Annotated in this window: 23 protein-coding genes; 20 read left to right on the plus strand and 3 right to left on the minus strand. The window is 71.9% G+C overall.

The genetic code is table 11. The features are described 5' to 3' along the window. Positions 1–300 precede the first annotated feature (300 nt). From AB0395_RS20030 to AB0395_RS20120, 19 genes are all read left to right on the plus strand, one after another. Positions 301–639 carry a hypothetical protein gene (locus tag AB0395_RS20030; RefSeq protein ID WP_366282518.1) on the plus strand — a complete coding sequence of 113 codons (339 nt, stop codon included), beginning with the start codon at positions 301–303 and terminating at the stop codon, positions 637–639. A gap of 233 nt (positions 640–872) precedes the next feature. Further along, entirely contained in the window at positions 873–1655 is a 783-nt protein-coding gene (locus tag AB0395_RS20035; protein WP_366282520.1) for a hypothetical protein, read from the plus strand. 150 nt (positions 1656–1805) lie between these two features. After that, positions 1806–2096 (plus strand): hypothetical protein, encoded by a 291-nt coding sequence (locus AB0395_RS20040; RefSeq protein WP_366282522.1) that lies wholly within the window; start codon positions 1806–1808, stop codon positions 2094–2096. A gap of 97 nt (positions 2097–2193) precedes the next feature. Continuing rightward, a complete protein-coding gene (locus tag AB0395_RS20045; protein ID WP_366282523.1) occupies positions 2194–2487 on the plus strand; it encodes a hypothetical protein in 294 nt (97 codons plus the stop codon). Continuing rightward, positions 2484–3197: a hypothetical protein gene (locus AB0395_RS20050; protein WP_366282524.1), complete on the plus strand. Its 714-nt coding sequence runs from the start codon at positions 2484–2486 to the stop codon at positions 3195–3197. The genes AB0395_RS20045 and AB0395_RS20050 overlap by 4 nt, the downstream gene beginning before the upstream one ends. After that, entirely contained in the window at positions 3190–5355 is a 2166-nt protein-coding gene (locus AB0395_RS20055; protein WP_366282525.1) for a cysteine peptidase family C39 domain-containing protein, read from the plus strand. Before AB0395_RS20050 ends, AB0395_RS20055 begins: the two co-directional genes overlap by 8 nt. Next, a complete protein-coding gene (locus AB0395_RS20060; RefSeq protein ID WP_366282527.1) occupies positions 5352–7598 on the plus strand; it encodes an ATP-binding cassette domain-containing protein in 2247 nt (748 codons plus the stop codon). The genes AB0395_RS20055 and AB0395_RS20060 overlap by 4 nt, the downstream gene beginning before the upstream one ends. Position 7599: 1 nt before the next feature. After that, complete coding sequence (lanM, locus tag AB0395_RS20065; protein ID WP_366282529.1) at positions 7600–10779, plus strand: type 2 lanthipeptide synthetase LanM; 3180 nt, start codon at positions 7600–7602, stop codon at positions 10777–10779. 63 nt (positions 10780–10842) lie between these two features. Continuing rightward, entirely contained in the window at positions 10843–13089 is a 2247-nt protein-coding gene (locus AB0395_RS20070) for a TOMM precursor leader peptide-binding protein (protein WP_366282530.1), read from the plus strand. Beyond that, on the plus strand, positions 13086–14456 hold the full coding sequence (locus AB0395_RS20075; RefSeq protein ID WP_366282532.1) for a SagB family peptide dehydrogenase: 1371 nt from the start codon (positions 13086–13088) through the stop codon (positions 14454–14456). The genes AB0395_RS20070 and AB0395_RS20075 overlap by 4 nt, the downstream gene beginning before the upstream one ends. Positions 14457–14562: 106 nt before the next feature. Beyond that, positions 14563–14883 (plus strand): hypothetical protein, encoded by a 321-nt coding sequence (locus AB0395_RS20080; protein ID WP_366282534.1) that lies wholly within the window; start codon positions 14563–14565, stop codon positions 14881–14883. Beyond that, entirely contained in the window at positions 14880–15797 is a 918-nt protein-coding gene (locus AB0395_RS20085; RefSeq protein WP_366282536.1) for an ABC transporter ATP-binding protein, read from the plus strand. The genes AB0395_RS20080 and AB0395_RS20085 overlap by 4 nt, the downstream gene beginning before the upstream one ends. Further along, positions 15794–16597 (plus strand): ABC transporter permease, encoded by an 804-nt coding sequence (locus AB0395_RS20090; protein ID WP_366282537.1) that lies wholly within the window; start codon positions 15794–15796, stop codon positions 16595–16597. The genes AB0395_RS20085 and AB0395_RS20090 overlap by 4 nt, the downstream gene beginning before the upstream one ends. Then, on the plus strand, positions 16576–17778 hold the full coding sequence (locus AB0395_RS20095) for a histidine kinase (protein ID WP_366282538.1): 1203 nt from the start codon (positions 16576–16578) through the stop codon (positions 17776–17778). The genes AB0395_RS20090 and AB0395_RS20095 overlap by 22 nt, the downstream gene beginning before the upstream one ends. Then, positions 17775–18410, plus strand: coding sequence for a response regulator transcription factor (locus tag AB0395_RS20100; protein WP_366282539.1), 636 nt, complete (start codon positions 17775–17777; stop codon positions 18408–18410). Before AB0395_RS20095 ends, AB0395_RS20100 begins: the two co-directional genes overlap by 4 nt. Positions 18411–18476: 66 nt before the next feature. Further along, on the plus strand, positions 18477–19628 hold the full coding sequence (locus tag AB0395_RS20105; RefSeq protein WP_366282541.1) for an ATP-binding protein: 1152 nt from the start codon (positions 18477–18479) through the stop codon (positions 19626–19628). After that, a complete protein-coding gene (locus tag AB0395_RS20110) occupies positions 19606–20229 on the plus strand; it encodes a response regulator transcription factor (protein WP_366282543.1) in 624 nt (207 codons plus the stop codon). The genes AB0395_RS20105 and AB0395_RS20110 overlap by 23 nt, the downstream gene beginning before the upstream one ends. A 180-nt stretch (positions 20230–20409) precedes the next feature. Then, positions 20410–20844 carry a CBS domain-containing protein gene (locus AB0395_RS20115; RefSeq protein WP_366282545.1) on the plus strand — a complete coding sequence of 145 codons (435 nt, stop codon included), beginning with the start codon at positions 20410–20412 and terminating at the stop codon, positions 20842–20844. 117 nt (positions 20845–20961) lie between these two features. Next, on the plus strand, positions 20962–21108 hold the full coding sequence (locus AB0395_RS20120) for a hypothetical protein (RefSeq protein WP_366282546.1): 147 nt from the start codon (positions 20962–20964) through the stop codon (positions 21106–21108). Here the strand turns inward: AB0395_RS20120 and AB0395_RS20125 are convergent. Both AB0395_RS20125 and AB0395_RS20130 read right to left on the minus strand, forming a co-directional pair. Continuing rightward, a complete protein-coding gene (locus AB0395_RS20125; protein WP_366282547.1) occupies positions 21086–21343 on the minus strand; it encodes a dsRBD fold-containing protein in 258 nt (85 codons plus the stop codon). The genes AB0395_RS20120 and AB0395_RS20125 overlap by 23 nt on opposite strands. Before the next feature lie 242 nt (positions 21344–21585). Next, on the minus strand, positions 21586–22260 hold the full coding sequence (locus tag AB0395_RS20130) for a pyridoxamine 5'-phosphate oxidase family protein (protein ID WP_366282549.1): 675 nt from the start codon (positions 22258–22260) through the stop codon (positions 21586–21588). A gap of 304 nt (positions 22261–22564) precedes the next feature. Between AB0395_RS20130 and AB0395_RS20135 the strand changes: the two genes are divergently transcribed. After that, positions 22565–24913 carry a phosphoketolase family protein gene (locus tag AB0395_RS20135; RefSeq protein WP_366282551.1) on the plus strand — a complete coding sequence of 783 codons (2349 nt, stop codon included), beginning with the start codon at positions 22565–22567 and terminating at the stop codon, positions 24911–24913. Between the two features lie 102 nt (positions 24914–25015). Here AB0395_RS20135 and ftsH read toward each other — a convergent pair whose 3' ends face one another. After that, entirely contained in the window at positions 25016–26941 is a 1926-nt protein-coding gene (gene ftsH, locus AB0395_RS20140) for an ATP-dependent zinc metalloprotease FtsH (protein WP_366282553.1), read from the minus strand. Positions 26942–26976 lie beyond the last annotated feature (35 nt).

A 26976-nucleotide genomic window follows, 5' to 3' on the forward strand; every position in this document is an offset into this window, starting at 1 on the left:
CCATCCTGACAGCCGGACGGCTCGCGGAGAAGGCATGATCATGGATCTTCTGCCCGGATTCGCCGATCGGGGGAACCTCTCCCGGCCGACTCCGGCAACCCGCCCATGGCCTGGACCGCCCTCCACGCGTCTGCCACATGACGGTCATCACGGCCGGGTGGTGTTAGTTGTCTCTACCCGCGCATCCCGTCTGGGGCGAGGCTGAACCTGTGACAAGGGGCAGCGAGCAGTCCAGATGCCCGCTGCCGTTCCCGTCGGATCTCGGCTGCGAGCCGGGGTTGAAGGAAGGAGAGTGGCCCGATGGCCGAAAGCCTCTACATTCTCGGTGACGAGGACCGCAGGAAGTTCGCCAGGCTGATCGCCGCCGCGTGGTCGGACGGCGAGGCCAGGGCCCGCTACGGTCACGAGCCCCGGACGATGCTCGCCGAGTACGGCATCGCCTACCCCGAGGGCGTGCCCACGCCGCCGCTGCCCGTCAAGCCGGAGGGCGAGTTCAGCGTCGAGGAGCTGGAGGTCGCGGCCGGAGGCGGCAGCGAGGCCGGGGGCTGCCTGGGTTCGGTGAGCACGATCAGCACCCTCGGAGGGTGCTTCGGCTGCGCCTCCACCTACGGCTGCGGTACGGACGTCGCCGGCGCGTGACGGGCCGGGGAACGGCGCTCCCGCTCGTGCCCCCGGACGCCGTCCGCCCCCGGGCGTCCGGTGGATCCGCAGGGTCCCCGGACGCCCCGGCCCACCGGTGGCCCGTCGGTGGCCCGTCGGTGGCCCGCCGGTGGGCGGTCGGTGGGCGGCCGGTGGGCGGCCGGGGAACCGGTGCGGGAAAGCCGGTCCCATGACGCGTTGCCTTCACCGGAATCGGTTGTCATGATCCGTTTGTGACCCAGACAGGGGCCCCTGGACCGCGGGCGGCCGCTCGCGCGCCGCTTGAGGTACGGCTCGGCCGCGCGGCGATCGTGACATTCGCGCTTTTCCTGATGAGTCTCACGTTCGCCCACTACATCCAGGACGGCTCCGCCAGGCGGCTGCCCGCCGTCATCCTGGCGACGGCGGTCGTCGCTCTCTACGTCGTGGCGAGCTGTGCGGGCCCGCTCGGGCACCGGTGGCGGCGGTGGGTGGTCGGAGCGATGGCGTTCCTGGTCTACGCGCCCCTGCCGTTCCTGGGCGCGTGGTGGGCCGCCTCGGGGGTCTTCCTCGCCGCCGCGGCGCTGGGGCTCCTCGCCAGGCCGTACGCTCCGGCGGCGTTCGCGCTGGTGATCCTCGCGGAGGCGCTCAAGTCGGCGGCCTTCGGGGAGGGGCTCGCGGGGGCCATGTCCTGGACGCTGACCGTCGCGGTCGCGGCCGTGCCCCTGGCGGGCCTGACGCACTTCGCGGAGACGGCGAGGGTCCTCTACGCGACCAGGGCCGAGCTGGTCACGGTCGAGGTGGCGGCGCAACGCGCCAGGGCGATGCACGAGCTGGAGGGAATCCTCGGCAGCAGGCTCGACGCCATCGCCGCGCAGGGCCACAAGGTCCTCGGCGGCGCGGACGGCGACACCGAGACCGTCAAGACAGAGCTGCGCCACATGCTCGACGTGGCTCGTGAGGCCCAGAGAGAGATGCGAGGGTTCGCGCATCGGGAGCAGCGGCTTCCATCGGGAAAGACGAACTACCCGAAATGATGAACATCACGATATGTCGGTGTTAGTTGTTTCTGGCGTGCTTTACCGCTGATGGCGAATCTGGACCTCACAGACGGCTGATCCCCTGACCCACCGGGGGAGCGGACGAAAGGCGTCCGCGACCCCGCGGCCTCCCAACGAGGTGACCTCATGCCGGAAGACCCGACGCTGTCCCCCGAGGTACGCACCCAGCTCGCCCGGTTCGTCGCACGCGCCTGGTCCGACGAGTCGATCAGGCGGGAGTTCGCACGCGACCCGCGTGCCGCGCTCGCGGAGGCGGGCGTCGACTGGCCGGACGAGCTTCCCCCGCCTGACCTGCCCGTCCAGCCCGACCAGGCCATCGACCTGGAGAGCCTGGAGTCGTCGGCGGGCGGCGCTCTCGGCACGATCGGCACCGTGAGCTGCCCGACCGGATGCTTCTCCGGCGGGCGGGGCGACTGAGACATCCCCCGCACTTCCGCGGCGCGGGGGGTGGGCAGTCCAGATGCCCACCCCCCGCGGAAAAAAGCATCTCACACCACGTGGCAGGAGACCCGTGATGACTGTGGACGCGATCGGCTGGGACACCGCCCAGCGCAGAGGGTTCGGCGAGCTGACCGTGCGGTCGTGGTTCGACGCCGACATCAGGCTCCGCTACGAGCGCGAGCCCGCCTCGGTCCTGGCCGAGTACGGCATCCGGCTCGCCGACGGGGCCCGTGCGCCCGCGCTGCCGCCGGAACCCGGCACCGAACTCGTCATCGAGGCGCTGGACGGGCCCGGGTCCCTGCCGCCGCCGTGCATGCTCAGCTTCTGCTTCTGCCTGCAGAGCCCTTCGGGAAGGGACTCCCGATGACCGTGCCCGCGGTTGAGACGCCCGGGGGCGAGCGGATCGACCTGCTCGTTTCCACGGTGCGGACCAAGGCGTGGCTCGCCGCGGTCGCGCTCGTCCTGGTCGTTGCCAGCGGGGCGGGCTGGGCCTGGCTGGGCCAGGTCAGGGACGTGGTCGTGGCCACGGGCGTGCTGGTGGCGGGGGACGGGCCCGTGCCGGTGGCCGCCCCCGTTTCCGGCAGCCTGGCCAAGGTCCTCGTTCACGCGGGGCAGGAGGTGACCCCGATGACCCCGCTGGCCGTGCTCTCCGACGATAGGGGAGGCAGATACGTCGTGACGGGCACGGTCAGCGGCCGGGTCCTCCGTACGGCCGCGCCCGGGACCACCCTGGCCGCGGGCGGCACCGTCGCGGCCGTCGATCCCGTCGCGGGCCCGCTGCGGGCGCTGCTCGTGGTCGGCGGCGACCGGATCGGCGCGCTCACCCCCGGCCTGCCCGTCACGGCCGGCGGCGCGGGACAGGGGCGGGTGAGCGCCGTCGCGCCGTACCCCGCCTCCGGCGAGCTGCTGCGCCCGCTGTTCGGCGACGCCCTGCGGGCGGAGGGCCGCTACCTGGTGACCGTCGATCTCGGCAGGCCCGCCTGGCCGGGCGCCACGCTCACCCCGGTTTCCGGGGAGATCACCGTCGCCGTCGTCCGCCCCGTCGACGTGCTGTTCCCCGGAGGCGGCCGTGGCTGAGACGGCGACCAGGCCACGCCCCGTCCGCACCGAGCGCCGTCCGCAGATGGAGGACGCCGACTGCGGGCCCGCCTGCCTGAGCATGATCTTCGCCTACCACGGCCTGCACGTCCCCCCGCACGAGATCAGGCAGCGGTGCGGCGTCGGCAGGGACGGGCTGACGGGGGCCGGGCTCAAGGCCGCGGCCGAGCAGTACGGCTTCGACATCGGCGCCTGGCGCGTCGGCCCCGACGAGCTCGAGACCTTCCCCGTCCCGTCGATGATCTTCGTTGACCACCGGCACTACGTGGTGCTGGAGGGCATGCGCGGGCGATGGGCCTACCTGAACGATCCCGCCGTGGGCAGGATCCGGCTGAGCAGGCAGGAGTTCCGGCGGCGGTTCAGCGGGATCGCGCTGGTGCCGCGCCCCGGCGAGGCCTTCACACCGGGAGGGGCGCGCTTCCCCGCGGCCCGCTCGGCACTGGCGAAGGCATGGCCGTACCTGTCCCCGCTGCTCGCCGTCGCCGTCATGGCCTTCGCGCTCACCCTCCCCGCGGTGGCGACGGCGCTGCTGACCCGGCTGCTGCTGGGCACGGTGCTGGTCGCCGGAGACCCCGCCTGGTCGGTGCCCGTGCTGCTCGGGCTGTTCGGCTGCGCGGCCTTCACCCTGGCCGGGACCTGGACGCAACAGCGGCTGCTCGGCGCCGTGCAGACGGCGATGGCGGCCGACCTGTCGGGCCGCCACGTGTGGCGGATGCTGCGGCTGCCGGGTGACTACTTCCACAGGCGGGCGACGGGCGGCCTGGTGACGAGGACCTCCTTCGGCGCGGGGCTGGCCCTGCTGCTGTCGGACAGGGCCGTCGCGGCCGTCGCGGCCGTCCTCACCATCGCGGTGCACTCCTCGATCCTGTTCGCCTTTCACCCGGCCTTCGCCGCGGTCGCCGGGCTGCTGGCCGCGGTGAACCTGGTGGCGATGCGCGTGGCCGCCCGCCGCAGCGCCCCGCACCAGCAGCGGCTGATCTTCGACGAGCACCGCAGGGACGGCATGGCCTTCAACGGAATCTCGATGGCCGAGTCGCTGAAGGCCGACGGTGCGGAGAACTGGTTCTTCGCCAAGTGGGCCGGTCTGTCGGCGCGGGCCCTGTCCGCGGCCCAGGACCTGACGCGGGTGACGCAGGCGCTGATGGTGGTGCCCGCCGCGCTCGGCTCGCTCTCCGGAGCCGCCATGGTGATCACCGGGGCGGTGCTGACGGCCCGCGGCGAGGTCACCATGGAGACCGTCGTCGCCGCCCAGCTCCTCGTCGGCGCCTTCCTGGTGCCGGTGACCTCCCTGGTCGGACTCGGCGCCGAGGCGCAGATCGTGGTCGCGCAGACCAGCATGCTCGACGACGCGCTCTGCGCCGACCCCGACCCGCAGCACGCGGTGCCGCCGGGCGCGCCCGAGCGGACGGGCGGCCTGCGGGGCGCGGTGGAGTTCGACGAGGTCACCTTCGGCTACGACCGCCAGCGCGGGCCGGTCGTCGAGGGACTGTCGTTTCGGGCGGAGCCCGGCCAGCGGATCGCCGTCGTCGGCCGCACCGGCAGCGGCAAGTCCACGGTCGCCCGCCTGCTCACCGGCGCGGTCAGGCCGTGGTCGGGACAGATCAGGCTCGACGGCGTCCCGAGGGAGCTGACGCCCAGGGAGACGCTCACCACCTCGGTCGGCTATGTGGAGCAGAACCTGCAGGTGTTCGAGGGCACGGTGGCCGACAACCTCACCCTCTGGGACCCGACGGTCCCGGCGTACCGGCTGCGCAGGGCACTCGACGACGCCCGCCTGGCCGAGGTCGTCCACCGCAGGGGCGGGCTGTCGGGCGGCTGGATCCAGGAGCGGGGCCGCAACCTGTCCGGCGGCGAGCGGCAGCGCCTGGAGATCGCCAGGGCGCTGGCGCTCTCCCCCTCGGTGCTCGTGCTCGATGAGGCCACCAGCGCGCTCGACGCGGACACCGAGGCCCTGGTCGACGCCAACCTGAAGGCCAGGGGCTGCACGTGCGTGGTCATCGCGCACCGGCTCAGCACCGTGCGCGACAGCGACCTGATCCTCGTGCTCGACCGGGGCAGGGTCGTCCAGCGCGGCACGCACGCCGAGCTCGTCGCCAGGCCCGGCCTCTATCGCGAACTCGTCGAGGAAGCGACATGAACGGATATCCCGTCGGCGAGCGCGGGGCGCGGGTGCTGCTGCCGGCCGAGGCGGAGGAGGCCGACAGGGACAACTGGCGCGAGGCCAGGGCGGAGGCGACGGGCGAGACGCTCAGGCGGTCCTGCGCCGACATGGCGGTCGCCGCGGGCGCGGCCCCCTCGCCCGGCAGGCCGCGCACGGGCGCGGAACACGCCGCCGAGGTCGTCAGGGTGCTCGGCGACCATTGCGGGTTCGCCGTGCGGGACGCGGGCCCCGCCGCCGTGCGGGACCCGGGCTTCGCCGCGCCCGGCGATCGGCTCGGCGCCGCGCTGGACGCCGCCAGGGTCAGGTACAGGCGCGTCCGCCTGGAGGAGCGGTGGTGGCGGAAGGCCACGGTCCCCATGATCGGCTTCGCCGGGGAGGACGGCAGGCCCGTGGCGCTCCTGCCGTGCAGGGGCGGCTATCGGATCGCCGACCCGGCCGCGGACGCCCGCCGGGTGACCGAGGCGACGGCCGCCGTCCTCGCCCCGGACGCCTGGCAGGTGTACCCACCGCTCGACGAGGGCCTCACCTCGCCCGCGGCCCTGCTCAGGTACGGCCTGCGCGGCGCGGGCAGGGAGCTGGCCTGGCTCCTGGCGACCGGCGCCGCCGCCGCATTGTTCGCGCTCAGCGTCCCCCTGTTCACCTTCAGCCTGCTGAGGTCGGCGGAGAACCCGGCGGACCGGCCCGCGGCGATCTGGATCGTGGCGATCATCACGGGAGTGGTGTGCGCGGGCGCCATGCTCCTCACCGTGCGCAACTCGGTGCTCGTGCGGGTGCAGGGCCGCCTGCAGGAACGCCTCGAACCCGCCCTGTGGAGCCACCTGATCTCCCTCGACCAGCCGTTCTTCGCCCAGTACAGCACGGGCGAGCTGGTCCAGCGGGCCAACGCCGTCTCCGACATGCGCAAGTCGCTGGGGGAGGCCACGGTCAACTCGCTCATCGGCGGCGTGTTCTCCCTGCTCGGCCTGCTGCTCCTGGTTGCCGTCGACTGGCGGCTCGCGGCGGCCGCGCTGGGCGGGGTCGTGGCGCTGCTGGCCGTACTGGCCGTGCGGGCGGTCCGCCAGCAGCGGCACGAGTTGGTCGTCCACGAGCAGTACGGGAAGATCTACTCCCTGCTGTACTCCTGCCTCGGCGCGATCGACAAGATCCACGTCGCGGGCCGGGAGGCCCAGGTGTTCGGGCTGTGGGCGCGGCTGTTCGCCACACAGCAGCGCGCCGCCGCGGCGGCGCAGCGCGAGCGGGCGGTCTCCGCGGCGATCGGCGCCGCGGCGCAGCCGACGCTGCTGCTCCTGCTCACCGGCACGGGACTGGCGCTTGAGGTGCCCGCCGCCTCCTTCGTGATCGCCGCCGTGGCGCTCGGCCAGTTCGTGCTCGCACTCGGCCAGATGAACCGGGCGGTCGAGGCGGCCTTCGCCCTGCTGCCCAGGTTCGAACGGCTCAGGCCGCTGCTCGAACGGGCGGCGGAGACGCCGCCGGAGGCGAAGGACCCGGGCGAGCTGACCGGCCTGGTACGGCTCAGCGGCGTCTCGTTCGCCTATCCGGGCACCGCCAAGCGCATCCTCGACGACGTGTCGATGGTGTTCAGGCCGGGCGAGTTCGTCGCGGTCGTCGGCCCCTCTGGCGCGGGCAAGTCCACGCTGGTGCGGCTGCTGCTCGGCTTCGAGCCGCCGCGCATCGGCCAGGTCCTCTACGACGGGGGCGACCTGCGCGACCTGGACCCGCGCCGGATCCGCTCCCAGGTGGGCGTGGTGATGCAGCAGGCCAGGGTGCTGCGCGGTTCGATCCTCGAGAACATCGTCGGGGACGTGCCCGGCGCGAAGGAGGAGGACGCCTGGCGGGCGGCCCGCCTGGCCGACCTGGACGGTGACATCGCCGCGATGCCCATGGGCATGCACACCCTCGTCAGCGAGGACAACGCCTCCTTCTCCGGAGGCCAGCTCCAGCGGCTGCTCATCGCCAGAGCGCTGGTGAAGCGGCCGCGGATCCTCATCCTCGACGAGGCGACCAGTGCCCTGGACAACATCACGCAGGCGCTGGTCAGCCAGCGGATCGCCGAGCTGGACATCACCAGGATCGTGATCGCGCACCGGCTGAGCACCATCAGATCGGCGGATCGGATCTACGTACTCGACCAGGGCAGGGTCGTCGCCGACGGCCCCTTCGAGGAACTGGCGAACGACAACCGGCTCTTCGCCCACATGGTCCGCCGACAGGAGGTCTGAGATGACGGTCTCGGTTCACCGGGAATACGCGGAGGCGCGAGGGGAGGGGCTGCTCGCCGTCCCCGGCGGGGACCAGCGGCTGATAGCCGTGCTGGCCGCGGCCGCGCCCTTCCCCGAGCGTGTGTCGGGAGAGTTCTTCGTCCCCGTCGCCGGTCGTGGTCCGCGCCAGGCGTCCGAACGCACCAAACGCTGGCTGAAGGCGGCCGTCGGCGACGACGAGGACGCCAAGCGGGCGCTGCTGCACCACCGCAGACGCTCGGGCCGCGACCTCGGCGCCGGGCTCGTCGACGTGCGGGTGGCCGATCCGCGCAGGCTGCCCGACTGGGGATACGCGCTGGTCGACTTCCTGCTCGCACAGCCGCCGACCGCCGCGGCCGATCCCGCGTCCGGGCGCCCCGGCTCGCCGTTCGTGGCCTTCAGGCGCGCGGTGAACCGGCTGGTCGACATCAAGGACGGGACGGTGCGCGGCGTGCCCGTCACCCCCGAGGCGTGTGAGGACATCGCGGGCCAGCTCATCGAGCGCCTGACGCAGGTCTGCTTCTCCGGGTTCGCCTTCGAGGCGCAGCTCGCCGGTACCGCCAACGACGTGTCCGGCTGGCTGCAGAGCCCCGGTCTCGACGTCAGCCAGGCGGGCTGGCTCGACAGGCTGGAGACGCTGCCGGGGCTCGCCTACGTCATGGGCATGGCGTGCCTGCAGTGGAGGCGCGTGGTCCACGAGCTGTTCGACAGGCTCGGCGCCGACCTGCCGGAGCTGCGCAGGACGCTGTGGGGCTGGGCCGACCCCGGCCCCGTCACCGGCTACTCCGGCGACTCGGGCGACCCGCACAACCACGGCAGGGTCGTCACGCTGCTCACCTTCGCCTCGGGCGAGCGGGTGGTCTACAAGCCGAAGGACCTGCGCTCCGTCGCGGGGGTGATGGACGTGTGCACCCTGCTGAACAACCACGGGCTGCCGCTCCCCCTGCACACCCGTGAGGTCATCCTGCGGGACGGCTATGGCTGGGAGGAGTACGTCACCGCCGAGCCAGGAGCCGACGAGGACAGCGCCAGGCGCTACTACACGCGTCTGGGCATGCTGGCCAGGCTCGCCCAGTTCCTGGAGTGCCGCGACCTGTGGGCGGACAACCTGGTCGCCAAGGGAGAAACGCCGGTCTTCATCGACCTGGAGAACGTCCTGCAGGCGCGCATCAGCAAACCCGCCCTCATCGGCGACAGGGTTCGCTCCCTGTGGGGGAAGGTCGAGGACACGGTGGTCAGGACCGCCGTCGTCACCTTTCCCAGGGTGATCGCGGGTGGTGTCCGGGCACAGGACATCGGCTGCCTGGCCGCGCTGCAGGAACAGGTGGCGGAGAACTCCCACGGGTATCCGATCGGCTGGGAGGCGCCGCCGTACCGGCCGACATGGGGCGCGGGGGAGCTGGCCGATCCCCGCCGCTACGCCGACGAGGTGGCCGACGGCTACCGGCAGATGCAGGACTGCCTGGCGCGCAACCGGGAGCTGCTGGCCGACGCGCGCGGTCCGCTGGCGCTGCTCGAGGACGCGCCGGTCCGCTACATCTGGCGCGGCACCTGGGACTGCGTCGAGCTGCTCGGCAAGAGCCTCAGCCCCGGCGCGCTGGTCGACGGGATGGCCAGGGAGATCTGCCTGGCCCACCTGTTCCGCAGCGCCCAGGAGACGCTGCGGGAGGACCCGGGGCGCACGGACATCCTGGAGATCATCGAACAGGAGATCGACGCGTTCCGCCGGATGGACATCCCGCTCTTCCTCGCCAGGCCGGGATCGGACTCGGCGTTCACGCCCGACGGCGCCGAGATCCCCGGGCACTTCTCCGGTACGGCCTGGCAGCGTCTGCAGGATCGCGTCGCCGACCTGGCGGGTTTTCCGGTCGAGGAGCACCTCGCGGTGCTGGAGACCTGCCTGGACTTCACCGGCGCCGGTGAGTTGCCCGCCTCCTTTCCCACGGCGGGCCCCAGGCCACGCACGGTGCGCGAGATCGGCATGCACGCCTACGACCTGTCCGGCAGGAGGCAGGAGCCACAGGCCGAGGTGCTGCTCGCCCGCGCGGGCGAGCTGGCCGACGAAGTGCTCGCCACCGCCGTTTCGCTCGGCGTGCCCGAGGGCAGGCCGCACGGCGAGCGGTCCGGATGGATCGGCGTCGTCTCCTACCCGGCGCACGGCCTGGACCAGATCGAACCCCTCCACGGCGACCTGCTCACCGGCACCGCGGGTCTGGCCGTCTTCCTCGCCGAGCTGTACGCCAACACCGGCGCCCCCGGCCACTGGACGGCCGCGCAGGACGCGCTGGACGCCTCGGTCGAGTTCGCGACGCTGTCCACCCGCTCGTCCTTCTACCGCAGGATGTGCGGGATGCAGGCGCCCGTCGGGGCCTTCGTCGGGATCGGCTCCGCCATCTACGCGCTGAGCCGCTGCGGCGCCGCGCTCGCCGACACCAGGCTGGTGGAGCGGGCGGCCGAGCTCGTGCCGCTGGCCGAGAGCGAGCTGTCCCGGCCGACCTCGGCCGATCTCGTTCTCGGCAGGGCGGGTCTGCTGTCGGCCCTGCACAAGCTGCGCGAGGCCTCTCCCGTGACGGTTCCCGCGGCCGACGCGCTCGCCGCGCGGCTGCACGAGGAACTGCTGGCCGAGCTCGCCTCCGGCGGCGCGGCGCGGGCGCCGTACCCGGCCGGGGTGCCCGTCCTCGACGGGCTGCCCACCGGCGTGGACGGCCTGGTGTGGGCCCTGGCCGTCAGCGCGGACGCCCTCGGGGAGGGGCACCGGGCCGTCGCCGCGCGGGCGCACCGCTTCGCTCTCGGCACGCCGGGCTCGCTGCTCGCCGCCGTCGCCACGGCGCACCTCCTCACCGGAGAGGTCCCGGTCACCCTGCGGGAGCGGGTGGCCAGGCACTGCGCGCCCGCCGCGGGACGCTCCTGCGCGCGGCTCGTGGTCGACGCCGAGCTGGCGCTCCACACCGGCCGCCTGACCGGTGACCGCACGCTGGTGCGGTCCGCCGGGGAGCTGGCCGCCGAGCTGCTGCGCCGCCGCGACCACACGGGCAGGTGGTTCGCCGACCGGCGGCGCGCGGACCGGCTCACCCTGTCCGCCGTCGACGGGCTCGCCGCGGCGGGGCTCACACTCCTGCGGCTGGCCGACGACCAGGTCGCCTCGCTCCGCCTCGCGCACTGACGCCGCAGAGCCTCACGCACTGACGCCACAGACTCGCGCACTGACGCCACAGAAAGGAATGACATGGACGCCCGACCAGGATTTCGCCGCCACTTCCGGGTGGAGACCGTCGAGGGGGAGGGAGTCTTCCTGATCTCCGAGCGCGACCTGCACCTTCTCACCGGCCGGTCCATCGAGGCGGTGGCGGGCCTGCTCGACGGCAAGCACACCGTCCAGGACATCCTCGACGCGGCCGATCCCGGCATCCCGCCCGAGCACGTCTACTACGTGCTCCACCGACTCAGGGAACGCGGCCTCCTGGTCGACGTCACCGAGGACGTGGAGCCGGGGGCGGCCGCCTACTGGGAGATGGCGGGACGGCTCGGGGAGACCGCGGTCGCGCAGGTGCGCGGCGGCCGGGTCGAGGTGCTCGCCGTCGGCGAGGTGCCGCAGGAGGAGCTTCGGCGACTGCTCGCCGCCGAAGGGGTGGAGGTCACGGGTCCCGGAGAGGGAGCGCTGACCGTGGTGCTGACCGACGACTACCTCCGCGGGGAGCTCGCCGAGATCAACAGACGGCATCTGGCGCAGGGACGGCCGTGGCTGCTGGCCCGTCCCGTGGGCCCCGTCCTCTGGCTGGGGCCGCTCTTCCAGCCGGGGGAGAGCGGCTGCTGGCGCTGCCTGTCACAGCGCCTCGAGGGGCACAGGCAGTCGCTGACGTACCTGGAGAACCGGCTGCGCAGCGCGCAGCCGCTGGCCCTGCCCGTCGCGGACCTGCCGCTGACCCGCGCCGCGGGCGTGCGCCTGGTCGCGGCGGAGGTGGTGAAGTGGCTGGCGGGGGTCAGGAACGAGCAGCAGCGCGACGTGATCACCTTCGACACCCAGCGGCTCGGCACCACCCGCCACGAGCTGCGCCGCAGGCCGCAATGCCCCGAGTGCGGCGACCCGGGGCTGGTGGCCGCCACGGCCGGGCTGCCGGTCGAGCCGCGCTCGCGGCCAAAGACCTTCACCGCCGACGGCGGCCACCGCTCACGGCATCCCGAGGACACCGCAGAACGGTACGGTCACCTCGTCAGTCCCGTCACCGGCGTCGTCAGGGAGCTCGTCAGGCTGGAGACGGGAACGCCCTTCGTCAAGACGTACATGGCGGGACACAACTTCGCCAGGCAGGTACGCGACCTGCGCTCCCTGCGCGGCGGCCTGCGCAGCCAGAGCAGCGGCAAGGGCACGACCGACCTGCAGGCGAGGGTCAGCGCCATGTGCGAGGCGATGGAACGCTACTCGGGCGTCTTTCAGGGGGACGAGGCCAGGCGCACGGCCAGCTTCAGGGAGCTGGGCGCCGACGCCGTCCATCCGAACGCGTGCTCGCTTTACAGCGAGGCGCAGTACCGCGCCAGGCGGGAGAAGGCCGCGACGTCCAGTTACGCCTACGTCAACGACCCTCTCGACGAGGACGCCGCGATCGAGTGGACGCCCGTGTGGTCGCTGACCGAGCGGCGGCACAAGTACCTGCCCACCGGGTACCTGTACTACTACTACCGCGACCCTCGTTCCGAGGGACCGCTCTACGCCTGGGCCGACTCCAACGGCAACGCCGCGGGCTCCTCGCTGGAGGACGCCGTGGTGCAGGGCTTCATGGAGCTCGTCGAAAGGGACGCGGTCGCCGTGTGGTGGTACAACCGCGTCCGGCGTCCCGCCTTCGACCTCGGCGGCTTCGCCGACCCGTGGATGGCGGAGTTCCAGGAGGTCTACGCGGGGCTCGGCCGTGAGCTGCACGTGCTCGATCTCACCACCGACCTGGGCGTCCCGGTGGCCGCCGCGATCAGCCGCCGCGTCAAGGGACCCACCGAGGACATCCTCATGGCCTTCGGCGCCCACTTCGACGCGCGCATCGCCGTCCAGCGGGCCCTGGCCGAGATGAACCAGTTCATCCCCGCGGTCATCGACACCGGCGAGGACGGCACCCGCTACCGCTTCCACGAAGGGGACCAGCTCACCTGGTGGAAGCACGCGCGCCTGGAGGGACACCCCCATCTGGTGCCCGCGGGGCCGCCCGTTCCCGCGTCGGCGTACGGCAGGCCCGCGACCACCGACCTGCTCGACGACGTCGCCGCGGCCCGCGCGCTGGTCGAGGAGCGCGGGATGGAGATGCTCGTGCTCGACCAGACGAGGCCCGACATCGGCCTGCCGGTCGTCAAGGTCATCGTGCCGGGGCTGCGCCACTTCTGGCGGCGGCTGGCGCCCGGCCGCCTCTACGACGTGCCCGTCCAGCTCGGCTGGCAGGCGGAGCCCACACCGGAGGAGCAGATGAACCCCGTCACGATGTTCCTTTGACCGGCCTGACGCGCATGATCGGCCTGCGCGAGGACGCCGTCGTCGAGTCGGCGGGCGGCGTGCTGACCATCACGCATCCCTTCGGCGTGACCATCGCGCGTGGCCTGCCCCCGGGGATCGAGTCGTTGCTGCGCGAGCTGCCGGGCACGCTGGCCGACGAGGACGAGCTGGCCCGCAGGCTCGTGGCCGAGGGCGGGACGAGCCAGGAGGTCGCCCTGCTGTATCTGGCGCTGTCCCGGCTGCGGCCGATCCTGGTCCACGCGGTCGAGCCGCTGCTGCGCGTGATCCCCATCGCCCGCGACGCCGTGTTCCTGCGGCCCGCCCTGTCCCCGGGGAGCACCGTGCGCCTGTCGAGGTTCGCCCTCGTCCGCAGGTCACGGGAGGGACTGGTTCTGGAGTCCCCGCTGTCGCGGCACCGGGTCACGCTGGCCGAGGAGGCCATGCCGCTGCTCGCGGCGCTCGGCCGCGAGGTCATGGTGAAGGAGGCGCCGGAGGCGCTCGGCCACCTGGTCGCGGCGGGCCTGGCACGCGCGGACGACACCGAGGACGAGGACCCCGCGCTACGCGCCTGGGACTTCCACGACCTGCTCTTCCACAGCAGGAGCAGGTGGGGCGGCAACGACCAGCCGTTCGGCGCGACCTTCCGTTTCGCGGCGGAGCTGCCGCCGGAGCCGGTGGTGAAACCTCCGCCGGAGGGCGTGGCCGTCGAGCTGTTCAGGCCCTCGCTTGAGGAGATCGCCGCGGCCGATCCGCCGTTCACCACGGTGCTGGAGTCGCGCAGGTCGGTGCGCGAGTACGCCGACGCGCCGCCCACGCTCCGCCAGCTCGGCGAGCTGCTCTACCGGACCGCCAGGGTCAGGGAGGTCTTCGGGCCCGGGCCCGGCATGCCGTACGAGGCGAGCAGCAGGCCCTACCCCGGCGGCGGCGCCGTCTACGAGCTGGAGCTCTACCTCACCGTCGGCAGGTGCGAGGGCCTGGACAGCGGCGTCTACTACTACGACCCGCTCGGCCACCGGCTCGTCACGCTGCCCGCCAGGAGCGAGGACGCGCGGGCGATGCTGGCCGTCGCGAGCGCCGCGACCGGCGGGCTCGCCGCTCCCGACGTGCTCGTCACCATCACCTCCCGTTTCCAGCGGCTGTCGTGGAAGTACTCGGCCCTGGCTTACTCGGCCACGCTGAAGAACGTCGGCGTCCTCTACCAAACGCTCTACCTCGTGGCCACCGCGATGGGGCTTTCGCCCTGCGGCCTCGGCAGCGGGGACGCAGGCCTGGCCGCGCGGACCTTCGGGCTCGACTGGGTGAGGGAGTCGTCGGTCGGCGACTTCCTCATCGGGGGCGCTCCGCGTGACGCGAGGTCCGGTTCGTGATGTCCGTCATGGGAGGCCGGTGTCGTCTGCATCTGCCCGCCTCGGCCCAGATCAAGGATCGTGGCCGGTGAGAGGTCCGGCTGCGCGAGAAGAAGAGGAGTTCCCGATGGCCGAGAGCATCTACATCCTCGGGGATGAGGACCGTAAGAAGTTCGCGAGGCTGATCGCGGCGGCGTGGGACGACGGCGTTCTCCACGAACGCTACGAGACCGAGCCAAGAGCCGTGCTCAGCCAGTACGGCATCGTCTACCCCGACGGTGTGCCCACCCCGCCGCTGCCCGCCAGGCCCGAGGGCGAGTTCGACATCGCCGAGCTGGAGACCGGGGCCGGCTACGGGGTCAGCTCCGTCGGCACCGCCTACACCATCGGTACCATCGCCACCTTCCTGACGTCGGACTTCCCCGTTCCCGAGGGCGGTACGGCGTGAGCGAGACGGTGATCGAGGTCGGGGGGCTTCGTAAGCGCTACGGCGCCTTCACCGCCGTGGACGGCATCTCCTTCGAGGTCCGCAGGGGCGAGGTGTTCGCCCTGCTCGGCACCAATGGAGCGGGCAAGACCACCACCATCGAGATCCTGGAGGGCTACCTCAAGGCCTCGGAGGGCACGGCGAGGGTGTTCGGCCGTGACCCCGCTGACCGCGGCCCCCTGCGTTCCAGGATCGGGCTGGTGCTGCAGGAGTCCGGCCTGCTCGGAGACCTGTCGGCGGCCGAGACGGTGAAGGCCTGGCGTGGGTTCACCTCCAACGCCAGGCCCGTCGCCGAGGCACTGGAGCTGGTCGGGCTCTCCGGCCAGGCGGCGACGCGGGTCAAGCGGATGTCCGGCGGGGAACGGCGCAAGCTCGACATCGCGCTGGCGACGCTGGGCCACCCCGAGCTGCTGTTCCTCGACGAACCGACGACGGGGCTCGACCCCGAGGCCAGGCGCAGGGTCCGGGACCTGATCGGGGATCTGGTCGGCGAGGGGATGACGGTGCTGCTCACCACGCACTACCTCGAGGAGGCGCAGGAGTTGGCCGCCAGGGTGGCCATCATGCACAGGGGCAGGATCGTGACCCACGGCACGATGGCCGAGGTGCTCGGGCGGGGCTCGGGACGGGTCGCCTTCGAACTGCCCGACGGCGTCACCCCCGACGGGCTGCCGGTCGGCGAGGGAGACGACCTGACCGTGACGGGGCGACGGTGCGTGATCCTCACAACGGAGCCCGAGTCCCTCGCGCACTCCGTGCTGGGCTGGGCGCACACCCGCGGTGTGAAGCTCAGCGGGCTCGACGTCCGCCAGGCCACGCTCGAGGAGGTCTTCCTCGACATCGCCGAGACGAGCGGGCGGGGGGTCAGGACGTGACCGCCTACACGCTCGCGCACTTCAGGCTGACCCAGACGCTCTTCTGGCGCACACCCGTCTCCATCGGCATCGCCCTGGGTTTCCCCATCCTGTTCGGCGGCCTGATGCCGCTGATGATCCCGGGAGGGCTCAGGGGCGGGACGCCGGTCGAGATCGCCATCATCACCGGCGTCATCGTGATGGGCGCGGGCACCCTGGGCTTCATGACGCTGGTCGAGTCCTTCGTCATGAAGCGGCAGCTGCTGATCCTCAAACGGCTGCGCGGGACGGAGCTACCCGATCTGGCCATCTTCGGCGGGGAGATCCTGACCGTGATGTCGATCGGCCTGCTCCAGCTCGCGGCCATCGTCGGCCTGGCGAGGGCCGTGCACGGCGTCGCCCTGCCGGCCAACCCCGCCCTGCTGGTGGTCACGGTGCTCTTCACGCTCGCGGTGTTCGCCGCGATGGCCGTCGCGGTGAGCGGCAGGATCCCGGCGCAGAACGCCACGGTGGTGGCGAGCCTGCCGTTCCTGCTGCTCACCATTGGTCTGTCCGGGTTCGCCTACCCGATCTCCGCCTTCCCCGGCTGGCTGCGGACCGTCTCTTCCTTCCTCCCGTTCGGGTGGGCGGCAGAGGGGATCAGCACCGCCTACCTCGGGCGGAACTACGTCGGGCACGTCGGCTCCGCCGTACCGCCCGAGGTGGGAATCCTGGAGGGCTTCCGGGTGATGGGGCCGGGCTGGCTCGTCCTGGCCGCCTGGCTCGTCCTCTCCCTGCTGGCCGCGAAGAGGTGGTTCAAGTGGGAGCCTCGGAGAGGTTGAGAGGCGTCGGGCCGGGAACGGTACGGCTGGCGCGCGCCGGGGCCGCGGTCTTCTCGGTGGGCATGGCGGCCTTCTCCGCCGTGCCCATCGCGGAGGCGCTCGGCGCGTTCCCCGGCGTCAGGGCGGCAGCCGCGGTGCTCCTCATCACGGGTCTCACGGGCTGCTACCTGTGGCTCGCGGTGCGAGCGGTGCTCGACCGGGGCTCCCGGCTGGATCTGGTCGTGCTGTGCGGGATGTCGGCGCTGGCCGTGGCGGTGCCGTTCGCCGCGGGGCCCTCCTGGCTGAGCGTGGGGTTTATGCTTCCGCTCGCGTTCGCGGTCACGCTGCGGGGCTGGCCTGCGGCGGCGGGCTTCTTCGCCGCGCTCGCCGCCGACGTCGTCCTGTCCGCCTCCCAGGAGATGAGCTGGGTGCTCTTCGGCTCCCTGCAGAGCATGCTCACCGCGGGCGCGCTCGCGGGGCTGACCATCTTCGCGACGCTGCTGAGCGAGCTGCAGCGCACCCGGGAGGAACTGGCCAGGCTCGCCATCACCGAGGAGCGGCTCCGGTTCGCCCGTGAGCTGCACGACGTGCTCGGGCACAACCTCTCGGTCATCGCGATGCGGATCGAGCTGTCCTCGCGGATCCCCGCCGGGCAGATCGAGCGGCTGCACGGCGAACTGGCGGAGATCCACCACATCGTCAGACGCTCGCTCCACGACGTACGGGCGGTGGTCAAGGGGTATCGCGAGATGTCGCTGGAGAACGAGCTGAGCGGGGTGCGCCGGGCCCTGGAGACCGCGGGCGTCAGGTGCGACTTCGCCGAGCTGCCGTCCTCGCTGCCCGCGGAGGTCCGTGTGGCGCTGGCCTGGGCGGTGCGCGAGGCGGCGACCAACCTGCTGCGGCACAGCGACGCCACCGTCTGCCTGCTCGGCGTCGAGACGCACGGTGACCGGATCACGGTCACCGTCGCCAACGACGGCGTACGCCGGAACGGCGCCGCTCCGGAGGCAGCCGCCCAGGCCGGGGTGATCGCGGACGACGGTGTGGGCGGGAGCGGCCTGGCCGGACTCGACGAGCGGCTCGCGCAGATCGGCGGGAGCAGCGTGCGGCACATCGAAGACGGCTGGTTCACATTGTCGCTGGATGTTCCGGGTCGCCCCGTGGCGGCCGTAACCACCTCTGTCACAGGAGACCGGAAATGATCAAAGTTCTTATCGCGGAGGACCACGATCTCATCAGAGGGGCGCTGATCGCGCTGCTCTCCGAGGAGCGGGACATCCGTGTGATCGAGGAGGTGTCCAGGGGAGACGAGATCGTGCCCGCCGTCGTCGGCTGCAAGCCCGACGTGGCGCTGCTCGACATCGGGCTGCCGGGCATCGACGGCCTCGAGGCGGCGGGCCTGATCAGGGAACTGGAGGAGCCGCCGCCGGTGCTCATCCTCACCAGTGTCGGATCACCGGGCAACTTCGAACGCGCCATGACCGCCGGGGTGCGCGGCTTCCTGGTCAAGGACGCTCCCGCCCACCGGCTCACCGACGCGATCCGCGCGGTGGCCAGGGGCGAGCGCTACATCGACCTTGACCTGGCCGCCGACGGCGCCGATCAGGAGATCGACGCCAATCCGCTGACCGCGAGGGAGATCGGTGTCCTGTCGGCCGTCGCGGGCGGTGCGCGAGGCGGCGACCTGCGGAGCAGGCTGGGGCTGTCGGCCCACACGATCAGGAACTACCTCGCGGCCGCCCGCCTGAAGACCGGCGCCCGCAGCGATGAGGAGGCCGTGCGCATCGCGCGGGCCAGCGGATGGCTGCGGGACGGGCAGGCCGCCGACGGTTGATCGCGGCCAGGGAAGGCGTCACGATCAGTACGAAATCATGATGCCCGGACATGTGGGGGACCACCCGTGACCCAGGAGAGCCAGGCGCAGGCCAGGTGGTTGTCCGCGGGCGTCGTCGCGGTCACCGGGGCGTTGTGGGCGCTCACCCCCGTCGCGTTCCTGCTCGTCGGTGACATGGGCCGGACGGCGCTGTCGGGCGTCCTGCTCGGCGGTCTGCTCGTGGTCTACGCGCGGGTCGTCACCAGGCACGTCGCGGGGGTGGGCAGGCCGCCGTACGGAGCGCGGACCTTCGCCCTGTTCGCGGTGGTCGTCTACGGGGCGCTTCCGTTCCTGGGGTCGGTCTGGATCTACACGCCGCTCATCGTCGCCACCGCGGGCCTTCTCCTGCTGCGGTTCGGGCTCGCCGTCGGCGTGCTCCTCGTGGTCGTCCTCGCCGAGTTCCCGCTGACGCTGGCGCTGTGGGACTCCTCGCCCGTGGCCGCGCTCCAGAAGAGCACGGGAGTGTTCGTCGCCTCGGTGGTCGCCGCGGGGATCGTGCACTACGCCAGGTTCGTCCGGGAACTGCGCGAGCTGCGGGCGGCACTGGCGGAGATGGCCGTGGACCAGGACCGGGTACGAATGGCGGGGGAGCTGCACGACCTCCTCGGTCAGACGCTGGCGTCGATCACCCTCAAGACGGAGCTGGCCCTGGCCCTGGTGGACCTGGACAGGAACCGGGCCATCGGTGAGGTCGAGGCCACGATCGCCATCGCCGCCGAGGCGCGTGGGGAGATCGGAGACGTCGTGGCGGCCAGGCACTCACTCGACGTGGGCGCGGAGCTGTCGGCGGCCGTCGCGCTGATCGAGCTGACCGGCGCGCGCTGCGAGCTGCGCCTGGGACTCAGCGAGATCGACGAGGAGACGGGCGACGCGCTCGGCTGGATCGTGCGCGAAGCGGCCACGAACATCGTCAGGCACAGCGACGCCCGTCGCTGCCTGATCGAGCTGGACAGGGCGGACGGGCGGATCCATCTGGTGGTGCGCAACGACGGCGCCCGCCGCGAAGCGGGCCCGCGGCGGGGCTCAGGACTCGCCGGGCTGCGGCAGAGGGTTGACAGGCTGGGCGGGTCCCTGCGGGTGGGCGGCACGGACGGCGACGGGTTCGAGGTGCGGGTGTGGCTGCCCGCCGTACACGATCGGGAGAGAGTGGTCACCGTTGATTCGTGTTCTGCTGGCTGAGGATCACGGCGTCGTCAGGGGTGCCCTGACGGCCCTGCTGAACTTGACGGGCGACATCGAGGTGGTGGCCGAGACCGGCAGGGGGGACAAGGTCGTCGCCCATGCCCTCGCCGCCGCGCCCGAGGTGGCCGTCATCGACATCGAGATGCCGGGTGTCGACGGGATCGAGGCCACCTGCCGTCTCAGGCGGGCCGTGCCCGCCTGCCGCGTTCTCATCCTCACCGGGCTCGCCCACACCGGGCTGCTCAGGCGGGCGATGGACGCGGGCGCGAGCGGCTTCCTGCTCAAGGACGCCCCGACCGAGCGGCTGGCCGAGAGCATCCGCAGGGTCGCCCAGGGAGAGCGGGTGATCGACGCGTCCCTGGCCCTGGCGGCGATGAGCGCGACGGCCACCCCGCTCACCGGCAGGGAGGCGGCCGTGCTGGGCCTGGTCGGCTCGGGGGCCACGACCGGGGAGATCGCCGCCGAACTGCACCTGTCGGCGGCGACGGTCCGCAACTACATCTCCAGCGTCATCACCAAGACCGGTGCCAGGAACAGGACCGACGCTGTGCGCATCGCCGTGGAGTCCGGGTGGATCGAGGTACCGCGGCCCGGGTGAGTCACGTCCATGTCGCCTTCCCTGACGCGGCCCGCCCGCCGGACGGTCCTGCACGACGGGCCGTCCCTCTGCGCGTGCGCCGCTGATTGGCGCCGTTTTTCGCATGAGATGACTGCTTATTTCGGTCATATCGGGCATAAAGCCGGAAAGGTGTATAAATCCATACCTCAGGGGGTAGCGATGACCACAGCGGGGGCCGGAAGGACGGTCCAGGACCTGATGCATCCGGACGCCCAGTGCATCGGCGAGAGCGACAGCCTGCGCATGGCCGCGCGGATGATGCGCGACCTGAACGTCGGTGCGCTGCCGGTCTGCGGGCAGGATGATCGGCTCAAGGGCATCATCACCGACCGCGACATCGTGATCAAGTGCTGTGCCGAGGGCATGGATCTCGACCGGACCACGGCGAGCGAGCTCGCCCACGGGCTGGTGTGGGTCGACGCCCACAGCAGCGTCGACGACGCGCTGAACATGATGGAACGGCACCAGATCAAGCGTCTGCCCGTGCTCGACAACCACCGCATCGTCGGCATGATCAGCGAGGCCGATCTGGCCAAGGGGCTGCCCGACGACAAACTCGCCGAGTTCGTCCACCACGTCTACGGCCGTGTCTGACCGGGAGGCGAGAGCGGTCCGCGCGCCGGACCGGAGAAACGGCGACGCCCCGATCTGGAGACAGAGCGGGGCGTCGCCGTGGGCGGCCTGACGCGGGCGGCCGTCGGGGAGGACCCGATGTTCACGGCATACCACCTGGTGGACCTCCGGGTGATCCGTGCTCCTGCGTCATCCCGGGGCTGTCACCGTGCGGCGGACGTCCCGGGCACGGTCAAGGCCAAGGTCAAGGCCGAGGCCGTCCTCACCATGAGGTGGGGCCGGTGAGCTGGGAGATGTCGGCTGAGGCGACGTTGAGCAGCCTTCCCGCAAGATCGGCCAGGGCGCGGGCGGCGGCGAGCTCGTCGCCGATCTCGGTCACCGGCTCGTCGATCGGATTGCGGCGCGCCCGGCCGACCCCGGCCAGGTGGGTGGCGGCCCCGGTGGACAGGACCGCCCGGGCGAAGGTCTCGTCGCCCTCTTCGGTGATGTGGATCTGTACGGCCCACTGCTTGGCTTCCATGATCTGAACCCCCCGGTTCGATGCGGTGATCGTGGTGATCGACCTGACGGGTGCCGGACTCACCCGGCGGACGTGACCGGGCACCCCGTACCCGGGTGCCCGTCCCCCCGTCCTCGCCCGCGTGTGCCCGTCGTTCCCATTGTCGGAACCGGGGGGCCTGGTCGGCAGAGGCAAAGGTCCCGCTCCTGGGTGACGGTCTCCTCTGGGAGGCCGTGGGCCGGACGAACCGGTTCGTTGCCCTGTCACATGGTGTGCCGGATGCGCCGTCCGCTGATCTCGGCGGGAACGATCGTGATGTACAGCTCGCGGTCGCCGCCCGCCCAGGGCTGGACGCCGGACGCCTTCACGTCTGTCTGCTCGTCGCCGGCCGGGACATGGTGGGCGCCACCCCGGATGAGCACGCTCCAGCCCTCGCGGCTGGCGTCGTCGATCCGGTCGACCTCGAACGCGACCTTGAACTCGACACCCTGGACGCCTGTGCGCAGGCTCTCGTCGAGCGGGCCGCCGAAGGCGGTGCGGAAGACCACCACGCCCTGGTGCACCGCGTAGTTGACCGGCAGGATCGCGGGCCCTCCCGGCTCGTCGAAGGCCACCCTGCCGACGCCGCCGGGAGAGATCAGCCGCAGGCACTCGGCGGGTTCGAGCCTTTCCAGGCTGGGGTGGGCGGCGGGACGGCCACGCCCTGGGGGCAGGTCGATCGTCCCGCCGAGCAGTTCGTCGACCCCGGTCTTCAGGGCGGAGGCCAGCCTGCGTACGGTCGCGGCCGGCGGAGAGGCGGGGTTCTCCTCCAGATACGCCAGGTACAGGGGGTCGATCCCGGCCTGGTGGGCCACCTGGTCACGGGTCAGCCCCAGGTCCTCACGCCGCCTGGCCATCCGGCGACCCAGGTCACCGGGGGCCGTCAAACGTTCGGTCATCGAAATCTCCCAGTGAGAAGGTGAAGGCGGTCTCGGGCCAGGCAACCCCTCGGGGCCGCCTGCCGTACTCCCCATTCCACTACCGGAACGGCGCCGGGACGAGGGCCGGAAGTCCCGGGCGGCCGGGCCTTTCGGCCGCCGTGAGAACCCGTGGAAAGAGCCGGACGGCAGGAGAACCGGGCCGCCCCGGCATGCCGAGACCCGCGGGACACGGCTCGGATCACCGGGGACGGGATCGGCGCGGGGCGGGAGAAGTTTTCCGACGGCGCCGAAGCCGGGACCAAGGGCCCTACATGATCACGTGGTGAGTGGAGATGCTCAGAGCATGGACAAGCTGCAGAGAGTCGACATGTACTGGCGGGCGGCGAACTACCTGTCAGTCGGGCAGATCTACCTGCTGGACAACCCACTGCTGACCGAACCCCTGGCCGCCGAGCACATCAAGCCCCGGCTGCTGGGCCACTGGGGCACGACCCCGGGCCTGAACTTCTGCTTCGCGCACCTGAACCGGATCATCACCGACCGTGACCAGGACATGATCTACATTGCGGGCCCCGGGCACGGCGGCCCGGCCGCGGTCGCGCACGCCTGGCTTGAGGGCACCTACACCGAGACCTACCCCGCCATCACCCGTGACGCGACGGGCATGCGGCGGCTGTTTCGGCAGTTCTCCTTCCCCGGCGGCATCCCCAGCCACGTCGCGCCGGAGACGCCCGGCTCGATCCACGAGGGCGGCGAGCTGGGCTACTCGCTGGCGCACGCCTACGGGGCGGCGTTCGACAACCCGCACCTGGTGGTGGCATGCGTGATCGGGGACGGGGAGGCCGAGACCGGGCCGCTGGCCGCGAGCTGGCACTCCAACAAGTTCCTCGACCGCTCCCGGGACGGGGTGGTGCTGCCGATCCTGCACCTGAACGGCTACAAGATCGCCAACCCCACGGTTCTGGCCCGCATCCCCGAGACCGACCTGCTCAAACTTCTGGAAGGCTACGGTTACCGGCCGCACCTGGTCGGCGGTGACGATCCGGCCACCATGCACGCGCTGATGGCCGAGACCCTCGACACCGTCTTCGACGAGATCGCCGCCTACAGGAACGGCCAGAACGACCGGCTGCCGATGATCGTGCTGCGCACCCCCAAAGGATGGACCGGCCCGCACGTGGTGGACGGCCTTCCGGTCGAGGGCACCTGGCGCGCCCACCAGGTGCCACTGGCCGGGGTGCGCGAGAACGCCGAGCACCGGGCGATGCTCCAGGAGTGGATGCGCTCCTATCGGCCTCGGGAGTTGTTCGACGCCGACGGGCGGCCGGTGGCGGAGATCACCGCGACGGTGCCCGAGGGCGGCAGCCGGATGAGCGCCAGCCCGCACGCCAACGGCGGCCTGCTGCTGCGCCCGCTGGCGCTGCCGGACTTCCGTGACTACGCCGTCGAGGTCAAGTCGCCCGCGGTCGAGTCGACGGAGCCGACCCGGGTGCTGGGCGGCTGGCTACGGGACGTGATCGCCGCCAACCCGGACATCTTCCGGCTGATGGGCCCCGACGAGACCGCCTCCAACCGGCTGCAGGCGGTCTTCGAGGTCACCGGCCGGGCCTGGAACGCCGAGGTCCTGCCGACGGACGAGCACCTGGCCTCCGGCGGGCGGGTGATGGAGGTGCTCAGCGAGCACCTGTGCCAGGGCTGGCTTGAGGGCTACCTGCTGACCGGCCGCCACGGCCTGTTCAACTGCTACGAGGCGTTCATCCACATCGTGGACGCGATGTTCAACCAGCACGCCAAGTGGCTCGAGTCGTCCAAGAAGATCGGCTGGCGGCGCCCGGTGGCGTCGCTGAACTACCTGCTGTCCTCACACGTGTGGCGTCAGGACCACAACGGGTTCAGCCACCAGGATCCAGGCTTCCTGGACGTGGTGGTGAACAAGAAGGCCTCCGTGGTGCGGGTGTACCTGCCGCCGGACGCCAACACGCTGCTGTCCGTGGCCGACCACTGCCTGCGGTCGCGGGACTACGTCAACGTGATCGTCGCGGGCAAGCAGCCGGTGCTGGACGTGTTCACCATGGAGCAGGCGATCGCGCACTGCACCCGTGGCCTCGGTGTCCTCGACTGGGCGAGCAACGACACCGACGACGGCGAGGGAGACGAGCCCGATGTGGTGCTGGCCTGCGCCGGGGACGTGCCCACCCTGGAGACGCTGGCCGCCACCGCGCTGCTGCGCGAGCACCTGCCCGAGCTCAGGGTCCGGGTGGTCAACGTGGTTGACCTGATGCGGCTGCAGCAGCCGTCGGAGCACCCGCACGGTATAACCGACGCCGAGTTCGACGCGCTGTTCACCCCGGACAAACCGGTGATCTTCAACTTCCACGGGTACCCCTGGCTGATCCACCGGCTGACCTACCGGCGCGGCAACCACGCCAACCTCCACGTGCGGGGCTATCGGGAGGAGGGGACGACGACCACGCCGTTCGACATGGCCATGCTCAACGACATCGACCGTTTCCACCTGGTGATGGATGTCATCGACCGGGTGCCGCACCTGGGGGCCAGGGCCGCCCATCTGCGCCAGCGCATGGTCGACGACCGGCTGCGGGCCAGGGCGTACACCCGTGAGTACGGCGAGGATCTCCCGGAGATCCGCGACTGGACCTGGCCCCAGTAGCCCCGTCCGGCCGCCTGGTCAGCGGCGACCGGGGCGGCCGGACGGCCAATGCGCGTCCTCGGGAGCCTTTTCGCAGGTCCTCGGGTCCTCTTTTTGAGGTCTTCAGGCGATGTTGGTGTTCAGCCTGGAGACCACCTGCTCGTCGCGCAGCACGCCCTCGACGACGTCGCCGTCGACGGTCTCGTGTTCGAGCAGGATCGCCGAGAGCCGGTCGAGGGCGCCGCGGTGGGCCTGCAACAGGCCGACCGCGCGTTTCTCCGCTCCGCCGAGCAGCCGGGCCACCTCCTCGTCGATGAGCCGCTGGGTCCGTTCCGAGTACGGCCTGCGCCGCAGGTCCTGGGCCTCCTCGCCGAGATACTGCGGCGCCGCCGACGAGTAGCCGACCGGGCCGAGCGCGGGTGACAGACCGAAGTCGCGCACCATGCGGGTGGCGATCTGCGTGGCGGCCGCCAGGTCGTTGGCGGCGCCGGTCGAGCCCTCGCCGAAGACGACCAGCTCCGCGGCCCGGCCGCCGAGCCGTACGGCCAGCAGGTCGGTCAGGTAGCCCTCGCTGTAGAGGTGCCGCTCGGCCTCGGGAAGCTGCTCGGTGACGCCGAGCGTCATACCGGCGGGCAGGATGGTCACCTTGGCGACCGGGTCGGCGTGCGCGCACAACGCCGCGAGCAGGGCGTGTCCCGACTCGTGTACGGCCACCGCGTGGCGCTCCTGCGGCAGCAGGGCGTTGGAGGTCTCCCTGCGGCCGAGCAGCACCCGGTCGCGCGCCGTGTCGAGATCGTGGGCATCGATGGTGGTACGGTCCGCCCTGACCGCGTTGATCGCGGCCTCGTTGACCAGGTTGGCCAGGTCGGCGCCGGAGAATCCCGGGGTGGCGCGGGCGGTCACGTCGAGGTCGGCGTCCGGCGTCAGGTGCTTTCCCGCCGTGTGCACGGCCAGGATCGCCGCGCGTTCGGCCTGATTGGGCAGCGGGACGGTGACCTGCCGGTCGAAGCGGCCAGGCCGCAGCAGTGCCGGATCGAGGGTCTCCGGCCGGTTCGTCGCGGCCAGCACGACGATCCCGCTGCTCTGGTCGAAGCCGTCCATCTCCGCGAGCAGCTGGTTGAGCGTCTGCTCGCGTTCGTCGTTGCCTCCGGTGACCACCCCGCCGCGACGACCGCCGATCGCGTCGATCTCGTCGATGAAGATGATCGAGGGGGCGCGCTTGCGCGCCTCGTCGAACAGGTCGCGGACCCGTGAGGCGCCGACGCCGACGAACATCTCCACGAAACCGGAGCCGGTGACCGACAGGAACGGCACCGCCGCCTCGCCGGCGACCGCCCTGGCGATGAGCGTCTTGCCGGTTCCCGGAGGGCCGACCATGATCACGCCCCGGGGCGGTTTCGCGCCCGCCGCGGCGTACCGCTCGGGGGCGCGCAGGAAGTCGATTATCTCGCTGATCTCCAGCTTGACGCCGTCGTAGCCGGCGACATCACCGAACCGGGTGGTCGGCCGCTCCGCCTCGATGATCTTCGCCTTCGACCGGCCGAAGCCTCCGATGCCGCCGACCAGGGACTGCTGTGCCCGCCGCCCGGTCCACGCGAACAGGCCGATGAGCAACGCCAGCGGCAGGAAGCTGAGGAGGATCGACCACAGCGAGCCGCTCGCCTGGGTCGCGGTTGTCTGGACGTGCCTTGCGTGGAGCCGGGTCTCCAGCTGCCCGGCGTTGGGCGCCGTGGGGATCTGGCTGGTGAACCTCGTGCCGTTGTTCAGGGTGCCGGTCACCGTGCCCTGGTCGTCGATCGTGACGGCCTTCACCTGCCCGGCGTCCACCTTCGCCACGAAGTCGCTGTAGGGGTACGGCGTGGGTGTTCCCCCGTTGAGGATGATGGAGACCAGCAGCCACACCGTGATGATCAGCATGCCTGCGGGCAGCAGCCAGGTCCGCCAGCCGGAGGAGGGGGGAGGGGCAGACGGAGCCGGAGGCTCGTTCGACGGTCCGGGCTTCGCCGTACCCGTCATGTGCCGGCCGCGCAGCCGCATCGGGTTGATCATCAGTGGACCTCCCTGTCAGGTCCTGCTCCTCACTG

The organism is Streptosporangium sp. NPDC051023 (assembly GCF_040689595.1).
In the GTDB taxonomy this organism is placed as follows: Bacteria; Actinomycetota; Actinomycetes; order Streptosporangiales; family Streptosporangiaceae; genus Streptosporangium.

Bases quoted from the DNA above. Each gene is read 5' to 3' on its own strand.
- AB0395_RS20115 (WP_366282545.1), top strand. From the start codon at position 20,410: ATGACCACAGCGGGGGCCGGAAGGACGGTCCAGGACCTGATGCATCCG.
- AB0395_RS20060 (WP_366282527.1), top strand. From the start codon at position 5,352: ATGAACGGATATCCCGTCGGCGAGCGCGGGGCGCGGGTGCTGCTGCCG.
- AB0395_RS20070 (WP_366282530.1), top strand. From the start codon at position 10,843: ATGGACGCCCGACCAGGATTTCGCCGCCACTTCCGGGTGGAGACCGTC.
- AB0395_RS20045 (WP_366282523.1), top strand. From the start codon at position 2,194: ATGACTGTGGACGCGATCGGCTGGGACACCGCCCAGCGCAGAGGGTTC.
- AB0395_RS20100 (WP_366282539.1), top strand. From the start codon at position 17,775: ATGATCAAAGTTCTTATCGCGGAGGACCACGATCTCATCAGAGGGGCG.
- AB0395_RS20125 (WP_366282547.1), bottom strand. From the start codon at position 21,343: ATGGAAGCCAAGCAGTGGGCCGTACAGATCCACATCACCGAAGAGGGC.
- ftsH (WP_366282553.1), bottom strand. From the start codon at position 26,941: ATGATCAACCCGATGCGGCTGCGCGGCCGGCACATGACGGGTACGGCG.
- lanM (WP_366282529.1), top strand. From the start codon at position 7,600: ATGACGGTCTCGGTTCACCGGGAATACGCGGAGGCGCGAGGGGAGGGG.
- AB0395_RS20120 (WP_366282546.1), top strand. From the start codon at position 20,962: ATGTTCACGGCATACCACCTGGTGGACCTCCGGGTGATCCGTGCTCCT.
- AB0395_RS20040 (WP_366282522.1), top strand. From the start codon at position 1,806: ATGCCGGAAGACCCGACGCTGTCCCCCGAGGTACGCACCCAGCTCGCC.
- AB0395_RS20030 (WP_366282518.1), top strand. From the start codon at position 301: ATGGCCGAAAGCCTCTACATTCTCGGTGACGAGGACCGCAGGAAGTTC.
- AB0395_RS20130 (WP_366282549.1), bottom strand. From the start codon at position 22,260: ATGACCGAACGTTTGACGGCCCCCGGTGACCTGGGTCGCCGGATGGCC.
- AB0395_RS20050 (WP_366282524.1), top strand. From the start codon at position 2,484: ATGACCGTGCCCGCGGTTGAGACGCCCGGGGGCGAGCGGATCGACCTG.
- AB0395_RS20080 (WP_366282534.1), top strand. From the start codon at position 14,563: ATGGCCGAGAGCATCTACATCCTCGGGGATGAGGACCGTAAGAAGTTC.